Annotated in this window: 22 protein-coding genes and 1 pseudogene; all 23 read left to right on the top strand. The window is 52.7% G+C overall.

The features are described from left to right. Positions 1 to 144: 144 nt before the first annotated feature. Entirely contained in the window at positions 145 to 2,064 is a 1,920-nt protein-coding gene (tet(W), locus tag ACKTS9_RS04410) for a tetracycline resistance ribosomal protection protein Tet(W) (protein ID WP_002586627.1), read from the top strand. 50 nt (positions 2,065 to 2,114) lie between these two features. Then, positions 2,115 to 2,882, top strand: coding sequence for a class I SAM-dependent methyltransferase (locus ACKTS9_RS04405; RefSeq protein ID WP_002586626.1), 768 nt, complete (start codon positions 2,115 to 2,117; stop codon positions 2,880 to 2,882). Positions 2,883 to 3,053: 171 nt separating this feature from the next. Beyond that, positions 3,054 to 3,476, top strand: coding sequence for a sigma-70 family RNA polymerase sigma factor (locus ACKTS9_RS04400; RefSeq protein ID WP_002586616.1), 423 nt, complete (start codon positions 3,054 to 3,056; stop codon positions 3,474 to 3,476). Continuing rightward, positions 3,469 to 3,681, top strand: coding sequence for a helix-turn-helix domain-containing protein (locus ACKTS9_RS04395; RefSeq protein ID WP_002586615.1), 213 nt, complete (start codon positions 3,469 to 3,471; stop codon positions 3,679 to 3,681). The genes ACKTS9_RS04400 and ACKTS9_RS04395 overlap by 8 nt, the downstream gene beginning before the upstream one ends. Before the next feature lie 583 nt (positions 3,682 to 4,264). Beyond that, positions 4,265 to 4,663 (top strand): plasmid mobilization protein, encoded by a 399-nt coding sequence (locus ACKTS9_RS04390; protein ID WP_087221209.1) that lies wholly within the window; start codon positions 4,265 to 4,267, stop codon positions 4,661 to 4,663. Then, the gene (locus ACKTS9_RS04385; RefSeq protein WP_407879169.1) at positions 4,635 to 6,251 is read left to right on the top strand and encodes a relaxase/mobilization nuclease domain-containing protein; all 1,617 of its coding nucleotides are present in this window, start codon (positions 4,635 to 4,637) and stop codon (positions 6,249 to 6,251) included. The genes ACKTS9_RS04390 and ACKTS9_RS04385 overlap by 29 nt, the downstream gene beginning before the upstream one ends. Further along, entirely contained in the window at positions 6,241 to 6,627 is a 387-nt protein-coding gene (locus tag ACKTS9_RS04380) for a cysteine-rich VLP domain-containing protein (protein ID WP_087221211.1), read from the top strand. Before ACKTS9_RS04385 ends, ACKTS9_RS04380 begins: the two co-directional genes overlap by 11 nt. Before the next feature lie 112 nt (positions 6,628 to 6,739). Further along, on the top strand, positions 6,740 to 7,498 hold the full coding sequence (locus ACKTS9_RS04375) for a phage replisome organizer N-terminal domain-containing protein (protein WP_072854084.1): 759 nt from the start codon (positions 6,740 to 6,742) through the stop codon (positions 7,496 to 7,498). Beyond that, positions 7,495 to 8,337, top strand: coding sequence for an ATP-binding protein (locus tag ACKTS9_RS04370; RefSeq protein ID WP_087221213.1), 843 nt, complete (start codon positions 7,495 to 7,497; stop codon positions 8,335 to 8,337). The genes ACKTS9_RS04375 and ACKTS9_RS04370 overlap by 4 nt, the downstream gene beginning before the upstream one ends. A 14-nt stretch (positions 8,338 to 8,351) precedes the next feature. After that, positions 8,352 to 8,540, top strand: a complete 189-nt coding sequence (locus tag ACKTS9_RS04365; RefSeq protein WP_066522963.1) for a transposon-encoded TnpW family protein — start codon at positions 8,352 to 8,354, stop codon at positions 8,538 to 8,540. Positions 8,541 to 8,651: 111 nt separating this feature from the next. After that, positions 8,652 to 10,271 carry a recombinase family protein gene (locus ACKTS9_RS04360; protein WP_069988280.1) on the top strand — a complete coding sequence of 540 codons (1,620 nt, stop codon included), beginning with the start codon at positions 8,652 to 8,654 and terminating at the stop codon, positions 10,269 to 10,271. Between the two features lie 86 nt (positions 10,272 to 10,357). Then, positions 10,358 to 10,453, top strand: a pseudogene (locus tag ACKTS9_RS04355) (Maff2 family mobile element protein); the annotation flags it as partial. Between the two features lie 73 nt (positions 10,454 to 10,526). Beyond that, the gene (locus ACKTS9_RS04350; protein ID WP_407879165.1) at positions 10,527 to 11,390 is read left to right on the top strand and encodes a VirB6/TrbL-like conjugal transfer protein, CD1112 family; all 864 of its coding nucleotides are present in this window, start codon (positions 10,527 to 10,529) and stop codon (positions 11,388 to 11,390) included. Between the two features lie 10 nt (positions 11,391 to 11,400). Then, on the top strand, positions 11,401 to 11,949 hold the full coding sequence (locus ACKTS9_RS04345; protein ID WP_002604480.1) for an MT-A70 family methyltransferase: 549 nt from the start codon (positions 11,401 to 11,403) through the stop codon (positions 11,947 to 11,949). Position 11,950: 1 nt separating this feature from the next. Next, positions 11,951 to 12,343 (top strand): PrgI family protein, encoded by a 393-nt coding sequence (locus ACKTS9_RS04340; protein ID WP_002604479.1) that lies wholly within the window; start codon positions 11,951 to 11,953, stop codon positions 12,341 to 12,343. Further along, positions 12,303 to 14,699 (top strand): VirB4-like conjugal transfer ATPase, CD1110 family, encoded by a 2,397-nt coding sequence (locus ACKTS9_RS04335; protein ID WP_002604478.1) that lies wholly within the window; start codon positions 12,303 to 12,305, stop codon positions 14,697 to 14,699. Before ACKTS9_RS04340 ends, ACKTS9_RS04335 begins: the two co-directional genes overlap by 41 nt. Continuing rightward, positions 14,696 to 15,652: a DNA-methyltransferase gene (locus ACKTS9_RS04330; protein ID WP_002604477.1), complete on the top strand. Its 957-nt coding sequence runs from the start codon at positions 14,696 to 14,698 to the stop codon at positions 15,650 to 15,652. Before ACKTS9_RS04335 ends, ACKTS9_RS04330 begins: the two co-directional genes overlap by 4 nt. Then, positions 15,649 to 17,619 (top strand): C40 family peptidase, encoded by a 1,971-nt coding sequence (locus ACKTS9_RS04325; protein ID WP_002604476.1) that lies wholly within the window; start codon positions 15,649 to 15,651, stop codon positions 17,617 to 17,619. Before ACKTS9_RS04330 ends, ACKTS9_RS04325 begins: the two co-directional genes overlap by 4 nt. Positions 17,620 to 17,632: 13 nt before the next feature. After that, entirely contained in the window at positions 17,633 to 18,355 is a 723-nt protein-coding gene (locus ACKTS9_RS04320) for a phosphoadenosine phosphosulfate reductase family protein (RefSeq protein ID WP_002604475.1), read from the top strand. Positions 18,356 to 18,361: 6 nt separating this feature from the next. After that, positions 18,362 to 18,628 (top strand): DUF4315 family protein, encoded by a 267-nt coding sequence (locus tag ACKTS9_RS04315; protein ID WP_002584965.1) that lies wholly within the window; start codon positions 18,362 to 18,364, stop codon positions 18,626 to 18,628. Next, positions 18,618 to 19,367 (top strand): DUF4366 domain-containing protein, encoded by a 750-nt coding sequence (locus tag ACKTS9_RS04310; protein ID WP_002584964.1) that lies wholly within the window; start codon positions 18,618 to 18,620, stop codon positions 19,365 to 19,367. Before ACKTS9_RS04315 ends, ACKTS9_RS04310 begins: the two co-directional genes overlap by 11 nt. Further along, a complete protein-coding gene (locus tag ACKTS9_RS04305) occupies positions 19,364 to 21,439 on the top strand; it encodes a type IA DNA topoisomerase (protein WP_002584963.1) in 2,076 nt (691 codons plus the stop codon). Before ACKTS9_RS04310 ends, ACKTS9_RS04305 begins: the two co-directional genes overlap by 4 nt. Continuing rightward, positions 21,436 to 21,804: a cysteine-rich VLP domain-containing protein gene (locus ACKTS9_RS04300; RefSeq protein WP_002584962.1), complete on the top strand. Its 369-nt coding sequence runs from the start codon at positions 21,436 to 21,438 to the stop codon at positions 21,802 to 21,804. Before ACKTS9_RS04305 ends, ACKTS9_RS04300 begins: the two co-directional genes overlap by 4 nt. Positions 21,805 to 21,920: the final 116 nt, after the last annotated feature.

Raw genomic sequence — 21,920 nt, 5'->3', positions numbered from 1 at the left:
TTTTGACATATCCCCAAAAACAGCAATCACAAACAGGTGTATGCTGTATATGTGTATGTCCGCAACTTATAATCCCCAGTGGTAAAAGTATTTTACTGCTGGGGATTTTTATGCCCTTTGGGGCTGTAAAGGGAGGACAATCACATGAAAATAATCAATATTGGAATTCTTGCCCATGTAGACGCTGGAAAGACGACCTTGACGGAGAGCCTGCTATATGCCAGCGGAGCCATTTCAGAACCGGGGAGCGTCGAAAAAGGGACAACGAGGACGGACACCATGTTTTTGGAGCGGCAGCGTGGGATTACCATTCAAGCGGCAGTCACTTCCTTCCAGTGGCACAGATGTAAAGTTAACATTGTGGATACGCCCGGCCACATGGATTTTTTGGCGGAGGTGTACCGCTCTTTGGCTGTTTTAGATGGGGCCATCTTGGTGATCTCCGCTAAAGATGGCGTGCAGGCCCAGACCCGTATTCTGTTCCATGCCCTGCGGAAAATGAACATTCCCACCGTTATCTTTATCAACAAGATCGACCAGGCTGGCGTTGATTTGCAGAGCGTGGTTCAGTCTGTTCGGGATAAGCTCTCCGCCGATATTATCATCAAGCAGACGGTGTCGCTGTCCCCGGAAATAGTCCTGGAGGAAAATACCGACATAGAAGCATGGGATGCGGTCATCGAAAATAACGATGAATTATTGGAAAAGTATATCGCAGGAGAACCAATCAGCCGGGAAAAACTTGCGCGGGAGGAACAGCAGCGGGTTCAAGACGCCTCCCTGTTCCCAGTCTATCATGGCAGCGCCAAAAATGGCCTTGGCATTCAACCGTTGATGGATGCGGTGACAGGGCTGTTCCAACCGATTGGGGAACAGGGGGGCGCCGCCCTATGCGGCAGCGTTTTCAAGGTTGAGTACACCGATTGCGGCCAGCGGCGTGTCTATCTACGGTTATACAGCGGAACGCTGCGCCTGCGGGATACGGTGGCCCTGGCCGGGAGAGAAAAGCTGAAAATCACAGAGATGCGTATTCCATCCAAAGGGGAAATTGTTCGGACAGACACCGCTTATCAGGGTGAAATTGTTATCCTTCCCAGCGACAGCGTGAGGTTAAACGATGTATTAGGGGACCAAACCCGGCTCCCTCGTAAAAGGTGGCGCGAGGACCCCCTCCCCATGCTGCGGACGACGATTGCGCCGAAAACGGCAGCGCAAAGAGAACGGCTGCTGGACGCTCTTACGCAACTTGCGGATACTGACCCGCTTTTGCGTTGCGAAGTGGATTCCATCACCCATGAGATCATTCTTTCTTTTTTGGGCCGGGTGCAGTTGGAGGTTGTTTCCGCTTTGCTGTCGGAAAAATACAAGCTTGAAACAGTGGTAAAGGAACCCTCCGTCATTTATATGGAGCGGCCGCTCAAAGCAGCCAGCCACACCATCCATATCGAGGTGCCGCCCAACCCGTTTTGGGCATCCATAGGACTGTCTGTTACACCACTCTCGCTTGGCTCCGGTGTACAATACGAGAGCCGGGTTTCGCTGGGATACTTGAACCAGAGTTTTCAAAACGCTGTCAGGGATGGTATCCGTTACGGGCTGGAGCAGGGCTTGTTCGGCTGGAACGTAACGGACTGTAAGATTTGCTTTGAATACGGGCTTTATTACAGTCCGGTCAGCACGCCGGCGGACTTCCGCTCATTGGCCCCGATTGTATTGGAACAGGCATTGAAGGAATCGGGGACGCAGCTGCTGGAACCTTATCTCTCCTTCATCCTCTATGCGCCCCAGGAATACCTTTCCAGGGCTTATCATGATGCACCGAAATACTGTGCCACCATCGAAACGGCCCAGGTAAAAAAGGATGAAGTTGTCTTTACTGGCGAGATTCCCGCCCGCTGTATACAGGCATACCGTACTGATCTGGCCTTTTACACCAACGGGCGGAGCGTATGCCTTACAGAGCTGAAAGGATATCAGGCCGCTGTCGGTCAGCCGGTCATCCAGCCCCGCCGTCCAAACAGCCGCCTGGACAAGGTGCGCCATATGTTTCAGAAGGTAATGTAAAGATACATAATCGTCAAGACGGCAACAATCAGAAGTTATGGAGGGTAACAATGGAATATAGTAAGGAAGATTTAATGGAAGCAAAAAAGCAAATTTGGGGAGTGGGAGAGAACATGGGAACAGAGGAAAGTAAAAAAATCTGGGAGGAGAACGCACAATTTTGGGATAATGCAATGGGTGACGAATCTAATGAATTTCACAGAGAGGTAGTGCGTCCCAAAGTAACGGAACTTCTATCTCCTAATCCTGCGGATTACATTTTGGATATTGCGTGTGGCAATGGAAATTATTCTTCGTATCTTGCACAAAGAGGCGCTTCGGTTGTCGCTTTTGATTACAGCAAAAAAATGATAGAATTGGCTAAAAGACGGCAATCACAATATGCAAAACAAATTGAATTTTGTGTGGCGGATGCGACCGATAGAAAAAGTATATTAGAATTAAAAAGAAATCGAGCCTTTACGAAAGCAGTTTCTAATATGGCAATTATGGATATTACGGATATTGAACCACTTCTTATGGCTGTTTATGAACTGTTGCAGGAAAGCGGAATTTTTGTCTTTGCAACGCAACACCCTTGTTTTGTCACGTTGACTGAAAAATATATGACACCGCACAGTTACTATGATATAGCGATTGAAGGGCAACCGAAAGAGCAGATTTATTATCATCGTTCCATACAAGATATTTTTAACCTTTGTTTTAGAGCTGGATTTGTCATTGATGGATTTTATGAAGAATGTTTTAAAACCAACAAAGAAATTCCTATGGTAATGATAGTAAGGCTTAAGAAGGTAAAACGTGATAGCTTAAAATAAATTCAAGTTTGTCGGGTAAATAGCAAACCCAGCCGAGCCAGTCAACGGTCAAGATGAACGGCGCATATGCGCAGCCGTTGACAGCCCCGCCCGCCTTTGCTGGTAGGCAATCAAGGGGCGACAGCAAGAAGTGCCACCGCCCCGCACTATTATTCAGAAAGGGGAATTTCCATGACCGACCAGATAGCCTATCAAGAATATATCCAGCGCAGGTACAACGCCTTTTGCAAGACTGTTATCCGCTGTGCCGCCTTGGACAAGATTTTGAAGCTTAAACGGCAATGGGAACGGCAAGTTTCCCTTGACTATCTGATGAACGAGAAGTTTGTCCAGTTTGCCGCGTCGGAGCCGGACGAGGAATACCCATTTACCGTCTGCGGTCAGACCGTCCTGCTCTGCAACGCCGCCCTTGCCGACGCGATCTCTGTTTTGCCGGAGCAGACGCGGGAAGAAATCCTGCGCTATTACTTTCTGCGCCAGCCGCAGCGCGTGATCGGCGCGTGTATTGGCCGGTCACGCAGCACAGCGGGGCGGCATATCCAGCTTGCCTTGCAGCGGCTACGCGAAGAAATGGGGGTGAGCCGGTATGAGTAGACTTCTCCCCTATGAAACAATCCTCAAAGCCCGTGAGGGCGACCCAGAAGCCGTGAACGCTGTCCTGCTCCACTACGCCGGATATATCCGCTATTTCTCAAAAGTGAACGGGCAGGTCAACGCCGAGGTGGAGGACTATGTAAAGCAGCGGTTAATTGACTGTCAATTCAAGTTCCGGCTTGACGAACCACCGGACAAGTCATAAAAACTGAATACCAGCCGCCACCGACGCGGCCAGCGAAAGCAGTAAGTCTTGAAAAAGATTTACTGCTTTTTTTGTTGTCCGGCTCCGCTCCCGGCCATTTTGCCCCCTGCCGGTTGTAGTAGTAAGCGAGGAGGGAATTTTTCTGCCCTGGTGTTTGGCATTTGGAGCATTTACCCGTAGTAGAGGGCAAAGAGAAAGGATTTCTCCAACACCGGGTAGAAACCACTGCGTCCGGTGTCATTTTAGCGAAAGCGGGCAGGAATGCCCTTTACAGGATTAGTAGTAGCAGAAAAAGAGAAACAAACTTTTGTGGTTGCAGTTTTCCAAAAAAGTGGCGGACGGAAGTGAGAGAAAGTTTGCAGTCACGGAGAGCAAGTTTCTACCACGGTGCCAAAATCCGCAATTCTGCGGTTTTGCCCCTCGCGGGAAACTTGTTGGGGAGTGCCTTCCCCAAACCCTGCTATGGCGGCTTGCGCCGCAAAAATATTTCCGTCCGGCAGGCCGTTTTTTTGCGGGAACTGTCCCGGAAATACCTAACAGACCAGCCTATTTTTTGTGATAAGTGAAAGGAGGTTTATAGCCTATGCCGAAGCGATACAACACGCCCCACCGCAGCCGTGTTGTGAAAACCCGGCTGTCCGAAGATGAATACGCCGACTTCACTGCGCGGCTTGCGCCCTATGGTATCAGCCAGTCCGAATTTCTCCGGCAGGCGATACGGCGCACCGCCATACGCCCCGTTATCCATGTGTCGGCGGTCAATGACGAACTGCTCTCCGCTGTCGGGAAGCTGGCCGCCGAGTACGGCAGGATTGGCGGCAACCTCAACCAGATTGCCCGGTATCTGAACGAGTACGGCGCACCCTACAATGCGTTGTCCGGCGAGGTACGCGCCGCCATAGCCGACCTTGCCGCCCTCAAGTATGAAGTCTTACAGAAAGTAGGTGATGCGGTTGGCAACACTCAAGCATATCAACTCTAAAAATGCCGACTACGGAGCCGCCGAACAATACCTGCTTTTTGAGCATGACGAGTTTACCATGAAGCCCGTCCTTGATGAAACCGGCAGGCTTATTCCCCGCGAGGACTACCGGCTGTCCACGCTGAACTGCGGCGGGGAGGATTTTGCCGTTGCGTGTATGCGGGCAAATCTCCGCTACGGGAAGAACCAGCGGCGGGAAGATGTGAAAAGCCACCACTATATCATCAGCTTTGACCCACGGGACGGCCCGGACAACGGCTTGACCGTAGACCGGGCGCAGGCATTGGGCGAGAAGTTTTGCGCCGAGCATTTCCCCGGCCACCAAGCCCTTGTATGCACCCACCCGGACGGGCATAACCACAGCGGAAACATTCATGTGCATATCGTCATTAACAGCCTGCGGATAGAGGAAGTGCCGTTCCTGCCCTACATGGACAGGCCAGCCGACACGAAAGCCGGTTGCAAGCACCGCTGTACTGACGCGGCCTTGCGCTACTTCAAGTCCGAAGTCATGGAGATGTGCCACCGGGAGGGGCTTTACCAAATCGACCTCTTGAACGGCAGCAAGAACCGCGTCACAGACCGGGAGTATTGGGCGCAGAAAAAGGGACAGGCCGCGCTGGACAAGCAGAACGCCCCCATGATTGCAGGCGGTATCACGCCCCGGCAGACCAAGTTTGAAACGAACAAGGAGAAGCTGCGGCAGACCATACGGGAAGCCCTTGCCACCGCCACCGGCTTTGACGAGTTTTCTTCTCTGCTGCTGCGGGAGGGTGTGACCGTTAAGGAGAGCCGGGGGCGGCTATCCTATCTCACGCCGGACAGGACAAAGCCCATTACCGCCCGCAAGCTGGGCGACGATTTTGACCGCGCCGCTGTCCTTGCCGTTTTGGAGCGGAACGCCGCCAGAGCCGCAGAAAAGGCCGCGGCTATACCCGAATATCCCCGGCATGGGAAAACCGACATACAGCCCACAAAAGCCCCTCAAACCTCTCCGAATGTACAGCGGCTTGTGGACATTGAGCAGAAGAAAGCCGAGGGCAAAGGCCGGGGCTATGAACGCTGGGCGACCATGCACAACCTCAAACAAATGGCCGCGACGCTGAATGTGTATCAGGAATACGGCTTCACTTCCCCGGAGCAGTTAGAAGCCGCCGTTGATACCGCCTATCAGGAAATGCGCCAGACCAGCAGCGAACTGAAAGCACTGGAAACCAAGCTGCAAGGGAAAAAGGAGTTGCAGCAACAGGTACTTGCTTACGCCAAGACCAAGCCCGCCCGCGACGGGCTGAAAGCGCAGAAATCCGAGAAAGCCCGCGCCGCATACCGGCAGGCGCATGAGAGCGACTTTATCATAGCCGACGCAGCCGCCCGGTACTTCCGGGAGCATGGCATTACCAAGCTGCCCGCCCGAAAAGCGTTGCAGGACGAGATCGAGCAGCTTGTTTCCAAGAAATCCGGCCTGTATAACACCTACCACGAACAGAAGCAGCGGTTCAAGGAGTTGCAGACCGTCAAGCAGAATATCGACCAGATTTTGCGCCGGGAGGAACCCCGCCGCAGAAAGGAGCAGAGCCATGAGCGATAAGCTGCCCCGCATGGACTACCGCCAGCACCGGCGGGCGCGGCGGCTGGTGCATGAGTGCTGTAACTACGACGAGGGGAACTGCCTGCTGTTAGACGACGGGGAGCCTTGCGTGTGCGTCCAGAGCATTTCCTTTTCCCTCATGTGCCGCTGGTTCCGTGTGGCTGTTCTGCCCCTTGACGAGGAACTGGCCGCAGCCCTCTTGTACCGGGGGAGCCGGAAACGGTGCGCCGTCTGCGGCGCGGCCTTTGTCCCCAAATCCAACCGGGGGAAATACTGCCCCGACTGCGCCGGGCGCATGAAGAAACTCAAGGCCGCCGAACGAAAGCGGAAACAAAGGCATAAATGTCACGCTTTAGAGCCTTTCAAACCCGCATAAATCAAGGCTTTTTTCGTGGGTGTCAAAGGGTGTGCGATACATTTATCCTTTTCCCCCGGAAACAGCGTTCTAAATGCGTACAAACGCCCCAAATCCACCCAAAGGAGGAACCATGTCAGACAACCGAAAATACTACTACCTCAAGCTGAAAGAGAATTACTTTGACGAGGACGCTATCGTGCTGCTGGAAAGTATGCAGGACGGTATCCTCTATTCCAACATTCTCTTGAAACTGTACCTGAAATCGCTGAAAAACGGCGGGAAGTTGCAGCTTGATGAAAATATCCCCTACACCGCACAGATGATTGCCACCATTACCCGTCAGCAGGTCGGCACCGTAGAGCGAGCCTTGCAGATTTTTATGAAGCTGGGGCTTGTGGAGCCGTTACAGAACGGCGCGCTGTATATGAGCAACATTGAACTGCTTATCGGCCAATCCTCTACCGAGGGGGAGCGGAAACGGCGGGCAAGGCTGGCTTTGCAGGAGCAGAAAGCCTTGCCAAAGGCCGGGGCGGACAAATGTCCACCATATCAAGCGGACATTTGTCCACCAGAGATAGAGATAGAGAAAGAGATAGAGATAGAAAAAGAGAGAGAGCGAGAGTTAGATACGGGACAACCCGCCCGCGCCGCCTATGGCCGGTATGAAAATGTCTTTCTTTCGCAATCAGAACTGGACGGGCTGAAAGCAGACCTGCCCGACAAGTGGAACTACTACATTGACCGGCTATCCTGCCATATCGCGTCCAGCGGCAAGCGATACCGCAGCCATGCCGCCACAATCTACAAATGGGCGCAGGAGGACGCAGCCAGGAAAGCCCCGAAAAAGGGCATACCAGACTACTCATGCAAGGAGGGCGAGAGTTTATGAAGAACGAAATCAACGCTGTTTTGGAGAATATGACGACCACCACCCCGGAGCCGGAGGACTACACCGGCGAGGACGGTTTACTGTACTGCGGCAAGTGCCGCAAGCCGAAAGAAGCCTATTTTGCGCCGGATAAGGCCGCTGTCTTTGGCCGTGACCGCCACCCGGCAGAGTGCGACTGCCAGAGAGCCGCCCGCGAGGAACGGGAGGCCGCCGAGAAGCGGCGCAGGCACCTTGACACCGTGGAGGAACTGAAACGCCGGGGCTTTACCGACCCCACCATGCGGGACTGGACTTTTGAGAACGACAACGGCAGGAACCCGCAGACCGGGATTGCCCGCCGGTATGTGGAGCATTGGGAGGATATGCGAACCGACAATATCGGCTGCCTGTTCTGGGGCGGCGTGGGAACCGGGAAAAGCTACCTTGCGGGCTGTATCGCAAACGCCCTCATGGAGAAAGAAATCCCCGTCCACATGACGAACTTTGCCCTTATCCTCAATGACCTTGCCGCCAGCTTTGAGGGGCGCAACGAGTACATTTCCCGCCTTTGCCGCTATCCGCTGCTTATCCTTGACGATTTCGGCATGGAGCGCGGAACGGAATACGGGCTGGAGCAGGTTTTCCATGTGATTGACAGCCGTTACCGCAGCGGCAAGCCGCTGATCGTCACGACCAACCTCACGCTGGACGGCCTGCACAACCCGGAGGACACCGCCCATTCCCGGATTTATGACCGGCTGCTTTCCATGTGCGTCCCGGTACGTTTTACCGGCGAGAATTTCCGGCAGGAAACCGCGCAGCGGAAAATGGAGAGCATGAAGAAACTGATTACCGACTGAAAGGAGTATTGCCTATGGCAGATAACAAGCAGCCCGACACCCGCACCGCCCGCCGCCCCGACTGCGTGACGGAAATCCGCATGGGCAATTCCGTCCTTGTCGTGTCCGGCTATTTCAAGAAAGACACGACCACCACCGCCGCCGACAAAATGGCGCGGGTACTGGAAGCGGAAGCCGCTGCTACACAAAAACCGGCGATTTGACAAGCTGTAAAGAAGCAGATTTGACACTTTTGCCGCTATACAACCAGCCCTATTCCGTGGTACAATAAAGCTACGGAATAGTGGGGCTGGCTGTCGGAAACGGAGGATTTTATGTTAAGACAAGCCACCCAAAACCTCATTACCGCCCTTTATCCGAGATTGTCCCATGAGGACGAATTGCAAGGTGAGAGTAATTCCATATCGAATCAAAAAAGGATACTCGAAGCCTTTGCAAAACAGAATGGCTTTACCAACCTGCGCTGGTACACCGACGACGGCTATTCCGGCGCGAACTTTCAAAGGCCCGGTTTTCAAGCCATGCTTGCAGACATTGAAGCTGGGAAAGTGGGTACAGTTATCGTCAAGGACATGAGCCGGTTAGGGCGAAACTACTTGCAGGTAGGGTTTTACACGGAAATGCTGTTCCCTCAAAAGGGCGTGCGTTTTATCGCTGTCAACGACAATGTGGACAGCGCAAACGGCGGCATGGACAACGATTTTACCCCTCTGCGAAATCTGTTCAACGAATGGCTGGTGAGAGATACGAGCAAGAAAATCAAGGCAGTTAAGAGAGCAAAAGGCATGAGCGGCAAGCCCGTTACCAGCAAGCCGGTGTACGGCTACCTCATGGACGAGGACGAGAATTATATCGTTGACGAGGAAACCGCGCCGGTAGTCCGGCAGATATACCAGCTTTGCCTTGCCGGGAACGGCCCGACCAAGATTGCCCGTATGCTTACGGAGCAGCAAATCCCCACGCCGGGGACGCTGGAATACCGCAGGACGGGCAGCACCCGCCGCTACCACCCCGGCTATGAGTGCAAATGGGCGACAAATACCGTTGTCCACCTGTTGGAAAACCGGGAGTACACCGGCTGTCTGGTAAACTTCAAGACGGAGAAGCCCTCTTACAAGACCAAGCACAGCGTAGAGAACCCCATCGAGAAGCAGGCCATTTTTGAGAACCACCATGAGCCTATCATAGACCGGGAAACATGGGAGCGCGTGCAGGAGTTACGCAAGCAGCGCAAACGCCCGAACCGCTATGATGAAGTGGGGCTGTTCTCCGGTATGCTGTTCTGCGCCGACTGCGGCCATGTGATGTACCAGCAGCGGTATCAGAACAAGACCCGTAAGCAGGACTGTTACATCTGCGGCAGCTACAAGAAGCGCACCCGTGACTGTACGGCGCACTTTATCCGCACCGACCTGTTGACCGCCGGTGTCCTCTCCAATCTCCGGCAAGTGACGGAATATGCCGCCAAGCATGAGAGCCGCTTTGTGAAGCTGCTTATCCAGCAGAACGAGATCGGCGGCAAGAGAAAGACCGCCGCAGCCACCAAGCAGCTTGAACAGGCGCAGGAGCGCATTTCCGAAGTGAGCCGCATTATCAAGCGGCTGTATGAGGACAATGTGAACGGCAAAATCAGCGACGAGCGTTTCATGGAACTGTCGGCAGACTATGAGCAGGAACAGCGGGAACTGAAAGACCGCGCCGCCGCTTTGCAGGAGGAACTTTCCAAGTCGCAGGCCGCCACCGTCAATGCGGAAAAGTTTATGGGTATCGTCCGAAAGCACCTTGCCTTTGAGGAATTGACCCCCACCCTCTTGCGGGAGATGATTGAGAAAATCGTCGTGCATGAGTGCAGCTATGACGAGAACGGCATCCGCAGGCAGGACATTGAGATTTATTACAGCTTTGTCGGCAAGATTGACTTGCCCGAAGCCTAACGCCCGACCTATCCGACACAATGGCCAAGTGCCGGATAGGAACGGCAAAATTTTTTGCACTTCTATTACTTCTTTATCACACATAAGCAAAGTCGCAGGGCATGAAACAGTTGATGGCGGGCGGCGGCGTTGCCCTTATCGGCCTTACCCTTGTCCCGCTGCTCTCCGGCCTGTTTGGATAATGCCACAAACTAACACTACCCGCCGCGCTCTCCCGCTTCACGCGGGAGGGCGCGGGAAAGGAGGGATTAGCTTTTGATATGGCAGATGATTGAAGATTGGTTTCGCGGCATTTTGACAGACGGAATACTCTCTAATCTCTCCGGGCTGTTCGACAGCGTAAATACAGAGGTTGGAGAAATCGCAACGCAAGTCGGCACAACCCCCGCCGGGTGGAACGCGGGCATATTCAATATGATACGCAGCCTATCGGAAAACGTCATTGTGCCGATTGCGGGCGTTATCATTACCTTTGTCATGTGCTACGAACTAATCCAGCTTGTAATTGAGAAAAACAATCTGCACGATCTCGACACTTGGATTTTCTTCAAGTGGATTTTCAAAACCTTTGTTGCGGTGCTGCTGGTAACAAATACTTGGAACATCGTCATGGGCGTATTTGACATTACACAGAGCGTCGTCAACGACAGCGCGGGCGTTATCATATCCGACACAAGCATAGATATTGCAACCGTTATCACCGATATAGAAGCAAAGCTGGACGCTATGAGCGTCGGCGGGCTTTTGGGGCTATGGTTTCAATCACTCTTTGTGAGGCTTACCATGAAAGCGTTGTCTATCTGTATCATGCTGGTGGTGTACGGGCGCATGATTGAAATATACCTTGTAACGAGTATCGCCCCTATCCCCGTTGCGACAATGGTAAATCGTGAATGGGGCGGCATGGGACAGAACTACTTAAAATCCTTGCTTGCCCTCGGTTTTCAGGCTTTTCTAATTCTTGTGTGCGTCGGTATTTATGCGGTTTTGATACAGACAATCGCAGCAACCGATGACATATCCGGCGCGATCTGGTCTTGCATGGGCTATACCGTCCTCTTGTGTTTTACGCTTTTCAAAACGGGAAGCCTTGCAAAATCCGTATTCAGCGCGCATTAAGGGGGTGCAGATGAAGAAATACAAAATCATTTACGCCGATCCCCCTTGGAGATACGCGAGAAGCAAGGTACAGGGCGCAGCGGAAAAGCACTATCCCACTATGAGTATTGAGGAACTTTGCGCTTTACCCGTCAAAGAAATTGCGGATAAGGACTGTATTTTATTCCTATGGGCGACGTTCCCGCAGCTTAAAGAAGCGTTGCAGTTAATCAAGGCTTGGGGATTTACCTATAAATCCGTTGCCTTTGTATGGTTAAAGCAAAATCGGAAATCGCCCACTTGGTTTTATGGCTTGGGCTTTTGGACGCGAGGAAATGCGGAAATCTGCTTGCTTGCTACCAAAGGACACCCGAAGCGACAATCAAACAAGGTACATCAATTTATTATTTCCCCTGTTGAGCAGCACAGCAAAAAGCCGGATATAACGCGGGAAAAGATACTTGCCCTTATGGGCGACCTACCGCGTATTGAACTGTTTGCAAGGCAGCATACCCCTGGTTGGGACGTATGGGGAAATGAAATCAAAAGCGACATACGGTTTGCCGGAAAGGAGGTTTGAAATGGCGTATGTAACCGTCCCAAAGGATTTAACCAAAATCAAGAGCAAGGTAATGTTCAACCTTACCAAAAGACAATTACTCTGTTTCGGCGCGGCGGTGGCTATCGGGCTACCGCTATTCTTTTTGACAAAGGACAGCGCGGGAACGACAACGGCGGCTTTGTGCATGGTGCTTGCCATGCTGCCCATGTTCCTACTCGCTATGTACGAGAAGAACGGGCAACCGCTGGAAGTGATTATACGGCAATTTGTGGAAGTGAAGTTTCTTCGCCCCAAAGAGCGACCTTATCAGACCAACAATTTTTATACCGCCCTTGCGCGGCAGGAGCGATTAGATAAGGAGGTACGGGCGATTGTCAAAGGAAAAGGGAAAGACCCAAAACAAAAAGCGTAAACTTACGCGGCAGGAAAAGAAACAGATCGACGCGCTTATCCGGCAGTCAAAGGGCGACGGGAAGCCCCATACGGCGCAGGACAGCATACCGTTTGAACGAATGTATAAGGACGGGATTTGCCGCCTTGCAAACGGGCGGTATTCCAAGTGCATTGAGTTTGAAGATATTAACTATCAGCTTGCGCAGCCGGACGACAAGACCGCCATTTTTGAAGCCCTTTGCGATATGTATAACTCTTTTGACGCTTCTATCAGTGTGCAGCTTTCCTTAATCAGCCGCCATGCGAACAAGGAGGATTTCAAGAGCAGTATCACGATTGCCCCACAGAATGACGACTTTGACAGTATCAGAGCCGAATACACCGAAATGCTGCAAACACAGCTTGAACGCGGCAACAACGGGCTTATCAAGACAAAGTTTCTCACCTTTACCATTGAAGCAAAAGATATTAAATCGGCGCGGGCGCGGCTTGCCCGTATCGAAACGGACACCCTCAACCATTTTAAGGTGATCGGCGCGGCGGCGCGGGTATTGGACGGGAAGCAGCGGCTTGAAGTGCTGCATGGGCTTTTCCACCCGGACGGGGAACGCTTCAACTTTGCGTGGGAATGGCTACCCGTAAGCGGCCTTTCCGTCAAAGACTTTATTGCCCCGTCCTCTTTCCGTTTTGGCGACGGGCGAATGTTTCAAATGGGCGGGAAGTTTGGCGCGGTTTCCTTTTTGCAGATTGCCGCGCCGGAACTTTCAGACCGTATGCTTGCCGACTTCATGGAAGCGGAAAACGGGATTGTCGTCAATCTGCACATTCAGAGTATCGACCACAACGAAGCGATCAAGACGATCAAGCGGAAAATCACCGACCTTGACCGTATGAAAATCGAGGAACAGAAAAAGGCAATCCGCAGCGGCTACGATATGGATATAATTCCGTCCGACCTTGCCACCTACGGCGGCGAAGCGAAAAACCTTTTGCGGGATTTGCAGAGCCGGAACGAGCGAATGTTTTTGCTTACGCTGTTAGTTTTGAATGTGGCAGACACAAAGCAGAAATTGGACAACGACGTATTTCAGGCCGCAAGTATCGCACAGAAATACAACTGTATGCTCACCCGCCTTGACTACCGGCAGGAACAGGGGCTTATGTCCTCTATCCCATTGGGCGAAAACCTAATCCAAATCCAGCGGGGCTTGACGACTTCCAGCACCGCCATTTTCGTCCCCTTTACGGTACAAGAGCTGTTCCAAAGCGGCGAAGCGTTGTATTACGGCTTAAACGCATTATCGAATAACATGATTTTGTGCGACAGGAAAAGGCTGAAGAACCCTAACGGCTTGATACTCGGCACACCCGGCAGCGGCAAGAGTTTTTCGGCAAAGCGCGAGATCACCAACGCTTTTCTCATTACCGCAGACGATATTATCATTTGCGACCCGGAAGCGGAATATTACCCCCTTGTGGAACGGCTGAAAGGGCAGGTTATCAAGGTTTCGCAGAACAGCACGCAGTACATTAACCCGATGGATATAAACCTCAATTACAGCGAGGGCGACACGCCCATAGCCTTAAAGAGCGATTTTATCCTTTCCTTTTGCGAGTTGATTATGGGCGGCAAAAACGGGCTGGAAGCGGTTGAAAAGACTTTGATTGACCGCGCCGTTATCAGCGTGTACCGCAGCTACCTTGCAGACCCGAAGCCGGAGAATATGCCGATTTTGGGCGACCTCTACAATGAAATCAAGAAGCAGCCGGAAAAGGAAGCGCAGCGTATCGCGTCGGCATTGGAACTCTATGTAAATGGCAGTTTGAACGTGTTTAACCACCAAACAAACGTTGACATTCACAACCGCCTTGTCTGCTTTGATATTAAAGAACTCGGCACCCAGCTACGAAAACTCGGTATGCTCATTGTCCAAGATCAAGTTTGGAACAGAGTTACCATAAACCGCAGCGAAGGCAAGGCGACGCGGTACTATATCGACGAGTTTCATTTGCTGCTCAAAGAGGAACAGACCGCAGCGTACAGCGTTGAGATTTGGAAGCGTTTTAGAAAATGGGGCGGTATTCCGACAGGTATCACCCAAAACGTGAAAGATTTGTTATCGTCCCGCGAGGTGGAGAACATTTTTGAAAACAGCGATTTTGTGTATATGCTCAACCAAGCCCAGGGCGACAGGGAAATCCTTGCAAAGCAGCTTAACATTTCGCAGCAGCAAATGACCTATGTAACCCATTCCGACGCGGGCGAGGGGCTTATCTTCTATGGCAACGTGATTTTGCCCTTTATTGACCGTTTCCCGCAAGATACGGAACTCTATCGTGTAATGACGACCAAACCCGGCGAGGTGTCGGCATGAGGATAGAAATGGACAAAATCTATTGCGGCGACAGCTTGCAGGTGCTTCAAACCTTGCCGGAAAATGCAGTTGATTGTTGCGTAACGTCCCCACCCTACTATGCCTTGCGGGACTACGGCGCAGACGGGCAGATCGGACGGGAAGCAACGCCGGAGGAATATGTTTCCCGTATTACGGCGGTATTCCATGAGGTAAAGCGGGTGCTTACGCCGGAGGGTACTTGTTGGCTGAATATCGCGGACACTTATTGCGGCACAGGCAGCAAAGCCGACCACCAAGACCCCAAATACCCCAAAGGCAGGAACGGGCAGCAAGTGGCGTTTAACCACCGCGCCCCCGGCTGCAAGCCCAAAGATTTAATTGGTATTCCGTGGCTTGTAGCCCTCGCCTTGCGGGGCGACGGTTGGTATTTGCGCAGTTCTATCATTTGGCACAAAACAAACCCCATGCCGGAAAGCACGCGGGACAGGCCGACCCGCTGCTATGAATATGTGTTTCTGCTTACCAAGTCAAAGAAGTATTATTACGATTGGCAAGCAGTAGCCGAGCCGATAGCCCCCACAACGGCGGGGCGGCTGAAAAGCGGAGTTAGCAAAGGAAATAAGTATAACGTTACTGTTCCGGGGCAAAACCAACCGCAGAAAATCAACCGCCCCCGCGAAAAGGGCGCATACGCCGACGAGTTGATTTCTCCCGTCCGCAGCCGCCGCAACGTTTGGCAGATTAACAATGTCGGCTATCATGGCGGGCATTTCGCAGCGTTCCCGCCGAAACTTGCGGAAACGTGCATTTTGGCGGGCTGTCCCATCGGCGGGATTGTCCTTGACCCCTTTTTCGGCAGCGGCACGACGGGCATGGTAGCAAAACGGCTTAACCGCCGCTATATCGGCATTGAGTTAAACCCCGACTATTGCGAACTTGCAAAACAGCGGATTGGAGGTGATGAAGATTGAGCAAGGAACTGAAAGCCCCCGACAAGGTAACGCAAAAAATGACCCGCGACGGTGCGGTTGCGGAAAACCTCACGACGGGCGAAACGTCCAGTATCAGCGAAAGGCCGCAGGAAGAAAACTATTCAGCCCCCGCAGGGGTGGCAGCGGAAAAGGTTGTGCAGCATATCGGCGCAGAGATTGAGCGACACGCAGCAAAAGGCGCGGAGAAAAAAGCCCTTGACGCGACGCAGCCTAAAACCCATTCTTCCCGCTTGCAGTTTTCCGAAGCGGAACGGGCAACGCCGGAACTTCAAAAAGCGATCAAGAAATCGGATAAGGCGGCAGACTGTTTAGACGCAGCGCGGGCGGCTATCCCCAAGCAGACCAAAATCAAGAAAGAGCGCGTTTTTGACGAAGCGAAAGGCAAGGCAAAGACGCGCCTTTCCTTTGAAAAGACGGATAAGCCCCCAAACGGCAAGTTGCGGCATAACCCCTTATCCCGTCCGGCACAGGAGTTAAACAGTACCGTACATGGGAAAATCTACGAGGTAGAGAAAGAAAACGTCGGTGTGGAAAGCGGGCACCGGGTAGAACTTGCCGGAGAGAAAGCGGGCGGCATGGCGGCGCGGGCAGTTAAGGGCGGCATACGCCGCCATAAGCTGAAACCCTACCGGGCAGCGGCGGCAGCGGAAAAACAAGCGGTAAAGGCAAACGCAGATTTTCTCTATCAAAAGGCGTTGCACGATAACCCCGCGCTTGCGCACTCCAACCCCATTTCCCGTTTTTGGCAGAAGCAGCGCATTAAAAAGCAGTATGCAAAAACGCTGAAAGCGGGCGGCAAAGCGAAAAAAACCGCTGAAGCCACCGCAAAGGCGGCGAAGAAAACCGCGCAGGAAACCAAACGGGCGACGTTCTTTGTTGTCCGGCATTGGAAAGGCTGCTTGATTGTGGGCGGGATTGCCTTTATCGTGCTGCTGCTTTTCGGCGGGCTGTCCTCTTGCTCCCTCTTTGGCGGCAACAGCGGCAGCGGCTTGATTGCGTCGTCCTATCTCTCCGAGGACGCGGATATAACGGGCGCGGAAAGCGCGTATGCCGCTATGGAAGCCGAGTTACAAGATATGCTGGACAATATCGAAAGCGAATACCCCGGCTATGACGAATACCGGGTAAACGCGGACGAGATCGAGCATGACCCCTATGTGCTAATTTCTATCCTTTCCGCGTGGCATGAGGGCGTGTTTACACTCGATGAAGTGCAAAGCACCCTTGAAATGCTCTTTGAGAAACAGTATATCTTGACGGTCGAGGAAGAAGTACAGGTACGCTACCGCACCGAAACAAGGACGGACAGCGAGGGCAACCCCTATACGGTTGAAGTCCCCTATAACTATTACATTCTTCATGTGGATTTGGAAAACTTCAACCTCTCCCATGTCCCCGTTTACATCATGGGCGAAGAACAGCTATCCATGTACGCTATGTATATGTCGTCGCTGGGAAACAGACCCGACCTTTTCCCGCAATCCGGCTATGTGTCTAAATACTATGAAAACCCGCCCGCCGATTATGAAGTACCCGCCGCGCTGCTGGGTTCCGATGAAAAGTTTGCGCGGCTCATGGAGGAAGCAGATAAATACGTCGGTTTTCCCTATGTGTGGGGCGGCAGCACCCCGGAAACCTCTTTTGATTGCAGCGGCTTTGTGAGTTATGTGTTGACGAACAGCGGCCTATACAATACGGGCAGACTTGGGGCGCAAGGGCTTTACAACATCTCAACCCCTGTTTCTAACCCGCAGCCGGGGGATTTGGTGTTCTTTACGGGTACATACGACACCCCCGGCGTTTCCCATGTGGGGATTTATGTGGGCGAGGACGGGGACGGAAGCCCCGTCATGCTGCATTGTGGCGACCCTATCCAGTATTCAAAGCTGGACACCAGCTATTGGCAATCCCACTTTTACGCCTACGGGCGGTTAAATTACAATTAAAAGGAGTTGAAAAATGAATATTGTATCTTTTGGCGGCGGCACGAATAGTGCCGCCTTACTTATTGGCCTATACAAGCACAAAATCCCGATTGACCTTATCACCTTTGCCGATACGGGCGCGGAACACCCGCATACCTATCAATTTATCGAGATAATCAATCAATGGCTTGCGGAACACGGTATGCCGCAGATTACCGTTGTGCAGTATGTTGACCGCTACGGCAACCGCCTATCTCTTGAAACCGAGTGCTTGCGCTCTCATACGCTCCCGTCGATTGCCTACGGGCATAAGCGTTGTTCGCAGAAACACAAAATCGCACCGCAGGAAAAGTTTTGCAACCACTATGCGCCTTGCCGCGAAGTATGGCAGCGCGGCGAGAAAGTCAACCGCTATATCGGCTATGACGCGGGAGAAGTGAAACGGTATGAACATTCCCGCAAGTACAACGAAGCCGACAAAAAATATCATAACCGCTACCCCCTCATTGAAGAATGGGGCTGGAACAGGGACGATTGTATCCGGGAAATCAAAGCGGCAGGATTGCCGCAGCCGGGTAAATCGTCCTGTTTCTTTTGTCCGAGCATGAAGAAACAAGAGATTTTATATCTCAAAGAACACTATCCCGATCTATTTAACCGGGCGGCGACTTTGGAAGAAAACGCTATGCCCTATCTTAAAACCGTTAAGGGATTGGGGCGCAGCTATTCATGGAAAGAACAGTTTGGAAAGGAGTAAATGACTATGGCGAACACGAAACTTGACCGTATCGAAAGGGATATTGAGAAAACGAGGGCAAAAATCCTTGAACAGCAAAAGAAGCTGAAAGACCTTGAAGCGCAGAAAGTCGAGGAAGAAAACGCGCAGATCGTGCAAATGGTAAAGGCGGTACACCTTGACGGGACGCAGCTTGCCGCGTTCCTCTCCGCTTACGCCAGCGGCGAAATCACCTTGCCGCAGCCGGAAGCCACTTACCCCGCCGAACAGGAGGACAACGACAATGAAGAATAAAAAGATAATCCGAAAGTTTACCGTATTGCTTGCCGCACTGGTTATCATGTGCGGCTTTTCTGTTACCGCTTATGCGGGCGGTGGCGATGAAAGCGACGACACGCCTACCCCCGTAACCGAGGAAACCCCCGCGCCGGAAACCGAGCCGGAAGAAACGACGGGCGGCTATGAGCCGCAGCCCCTTACCCCGGACGGGAATATGTCCCTTGTGGACGATATAACGGGTGAAGCGTCCGGCGACAAGCAGTTTATCACCGTCGTTACCAAAAGTGGCAACTATTTTTACATCATCATTGACCGCGCCGAGGACGGGGAAAATACCGTCCATTTCCTTAACCAAGTGGACGAAGCGGATTTAACCGCCCTTATGGAGGACGGGCAGACCGAAGCCCCCGTTTGTAGCTGCACCGATAAATGCGTTGCCGGAAGCGTCAACACCGCTTGCCCGGTTTGCAGCGTCAACATGAGCGAGTGCGCGGGTGTGGAAGCCGAGCCGGAGCCGGAAGAAACCGAGCAGCCGCCGGAAGAAGAAAAAGGCGGCGGCATGGGTATTCTGCTTGTCGTGCTGCTTGTTGCCGCAGCGGGCGGCGGCGCGTTCTACTACTTTAAGATTTTGAAGCCCAAAAAGGACGCGGCGAAAGGCAGCAGCAGCCTTGACGACCTTGATTTTGACGAGGACGACGAGGAAACGGAAGTAGTCGAAACCGAACAGACCGAGCAGGAGGACGATAATCTATGAAACTTGTAATTGCAGAAAAACCGAGCGTCGGGGCGGCGATTGCCGCCGTTATGGGCGCGAATGAAAAGCGCAGCGGATATTTTGAGGGCGGCGGCTACCTTGTGTCGTGGTGTATCGGGCATTTGATTAGCCTTGCAGACGCGGCGACCTACAATGAACAATTCCGTAAATGGAAGTACGACGATCTTCCCATTGTCCCGCAGGAGTGGCAGTTTATTGTTGCCAGCGGCAAGGAGCAGCAGTTTTCCATTCTCAAAGACCTTATGCACCGCAGCGACGTTACCGAGATTATCAATGCTTGCGACAGCGGGCGCGAGGGGGAACTCATTTTCCGCTTTGTCTATGAACAGGCGAATTGCAAAAAGCCCTTTTCCCGCCTTTGGATTAGCAGCATGGAAGCAAGTGCAATCCGCGAGGGCTTTTCAAATCTCAAAGACGGGCGCGGCTATGACAACCTCTATCAATCCGCGCTTTGCAGAGCAAAGGCCGATTGGCTCATTGGCATTAACGCGACCCGCCTTTTCTCTATCCTCTACCATAAAACATTGAATGTCGGCAGAGTGCAAACGCCCACCCTTGCTATGCTGGTAAACCGCGACTATGCAATCAGCAGCTTTAAGAAAGAGAAATATCATGTCGTCCGGCTGGACGTTGGCGGCGTTGCCGCCCTTTCCGAAAGGCAGGACGACGAAGCGGCGGCGCGGCAGATGAAAGCGGCTTGCGAGAAATCGCAGGCCGTTTGTACTTCCCTTAAAAAAGAGAAAAAGACCGCAGCCCCGCCGAAACTGTTTGACCTCACCGCCTTGCAGCGGGAAGCAAACCGTTTGTATGGGTTTACGGCGAAACAGACCCTTGACTATGCGCAAGCCCTTTATGAAAAACGGCTTTTGACCTATCCCCGCACCGACAGCAAATATATCACTTCCGATATGGAGGGCAGCACAAAGGAACTTATCACCGGCCTTTGCGCTGCTCTCCCCTTTATGCAGGGCGTGAAGCTGCAAGCCGACCTTGCGAGGATTTGCGACAACAGCAAAGTAACCGACCATCACGCCATTTTGCCGACAGCGGAGTTTGTGAAAACGGGCTTTTCTTCCCTTGCCGAAAGTGAGAAAAAGCTAATGACCCTTGTGTGCGCAAAACTGCTTTGCGCCGTTGCCGCGCCCTATGAGTATGAAGCGGTTACGGCGGTTTTCACTTGCGGCGGCTATACCTTTACCGCAAAGGGCAGGACGACGCTTTGCGAGGGTTGGCGCGAGATTGAAAGACTATCCCGCGCCGCGTCCGGGGAACAGGACGAGGACGCAGAGCCGGAAGCGGTTTTACCCCCGCTTGCCGAGGGGCAGACCTTTGACAATCCGGCAGCGGAGATCTCCGAACGTTACACGCAGCCCCCAAAGGCATTTACCGAAGATACGTTACTTTCGGCTATGGAGAGTGCGGGAAAGGAGGACACGCCGGAGGACGCGGAGCGCAAAGGGTTAGGCACCACCGCGACGCGGGCGGGTATCATTGAAAAACTCATTAGCGCGGGCTTTGCCGAGCGCAAGGGCAAAAAGCTAATCCCCACAAAGGACGGGTATAACCTTGTCGCTATTCTGCCCGACAGCCTTACGTCCCCGCAGCTTACGGCAGAATGGGAAACGCGCCTTACCGGGATTGCAAAGGGCAGCGACAGCCCCGCCGACTTCATGCGCGGGATTGAGGAAATGACAGCGGGGCTTGTCAAGACCTATTCCGCGATTTCCGAGGATAAAGCGAAGCTGTTTACCCCGCAGCGGGAAGCAATCGGCACTTGCCCCCGTTGCGGCGCGGCGGTTTACGAGGGCAAGAAAAACTTTTACTGCTCCGACAGGGCTTGCAGCTTTGTGATGTGGAAGAATGACCGCTTTTTTGAGCAGCGCAAAAAGGCTTTCACAAAGGCGATTGCCGCCGCCCTTTTGAAAGACGGAAAGGTAAAAATCAAAGGTATGTACTCGACCAAGACGGGAAAGACCTTTGACGGAGTTGTGCTGCTTGCCGACACAGGCGGCAAGTATGTAAACTTCCGCGTCGAGCAGAACCGAAAATGATAAGGCTTGATGAAAAGCAATACCGCGCCGTAAAGAAAATGACCCGCGCCGCTTGTGCAAACAACGATTGCGGGAATTGTCTGCTGCTGGACGACGGGGAAACTTGCGTTTGTGTGCAGAGTATCAGCTATTCGCTGCTATGCCGCTATTTCCGCGAAGCGGTATTACCCGCCGACAGGCAGCTTTGCGAACAGATCACCCGCAGCGGGGAAACCGATTTGAAGCGTTGCGCGGTATGCGGCAGCACGTTTGCGGCGGGCAGCAACCGGGCGAAATACTGCCCCGATTGCGCGGCAAAGATACGCCGCAGACAGAAAGCCCAAAGCGAGAGAAACAGGCGTTTACGGATAAAAACAACTACATAGCAAGCACAGCAAACGAGTACCCGTTTGCGAGAAATGCCCGCGCTTCCCATAGAGAGCGCGGGCATTTTGCTTGTTGGGATAGTCCCAAACCCTTATATGACCGAGAAAGGACGTGA

Source organism: Owariibacterium komagatae (assembly GCF_045865535.1).
In the GTDB taxonomy this organism is placed as follows: domain Bacteria; phylum Bacillota; class Clostridia; order Oscillospirales; family Ruminococcaceae; genus Ruthenibacterium; species Ruthenibacterium komagatae.
The sequence above is the reverse complement of the archived record's forward strand: the minus strand, read 5'-3'. Positions and strand labels throughout refer to the sequence as shown.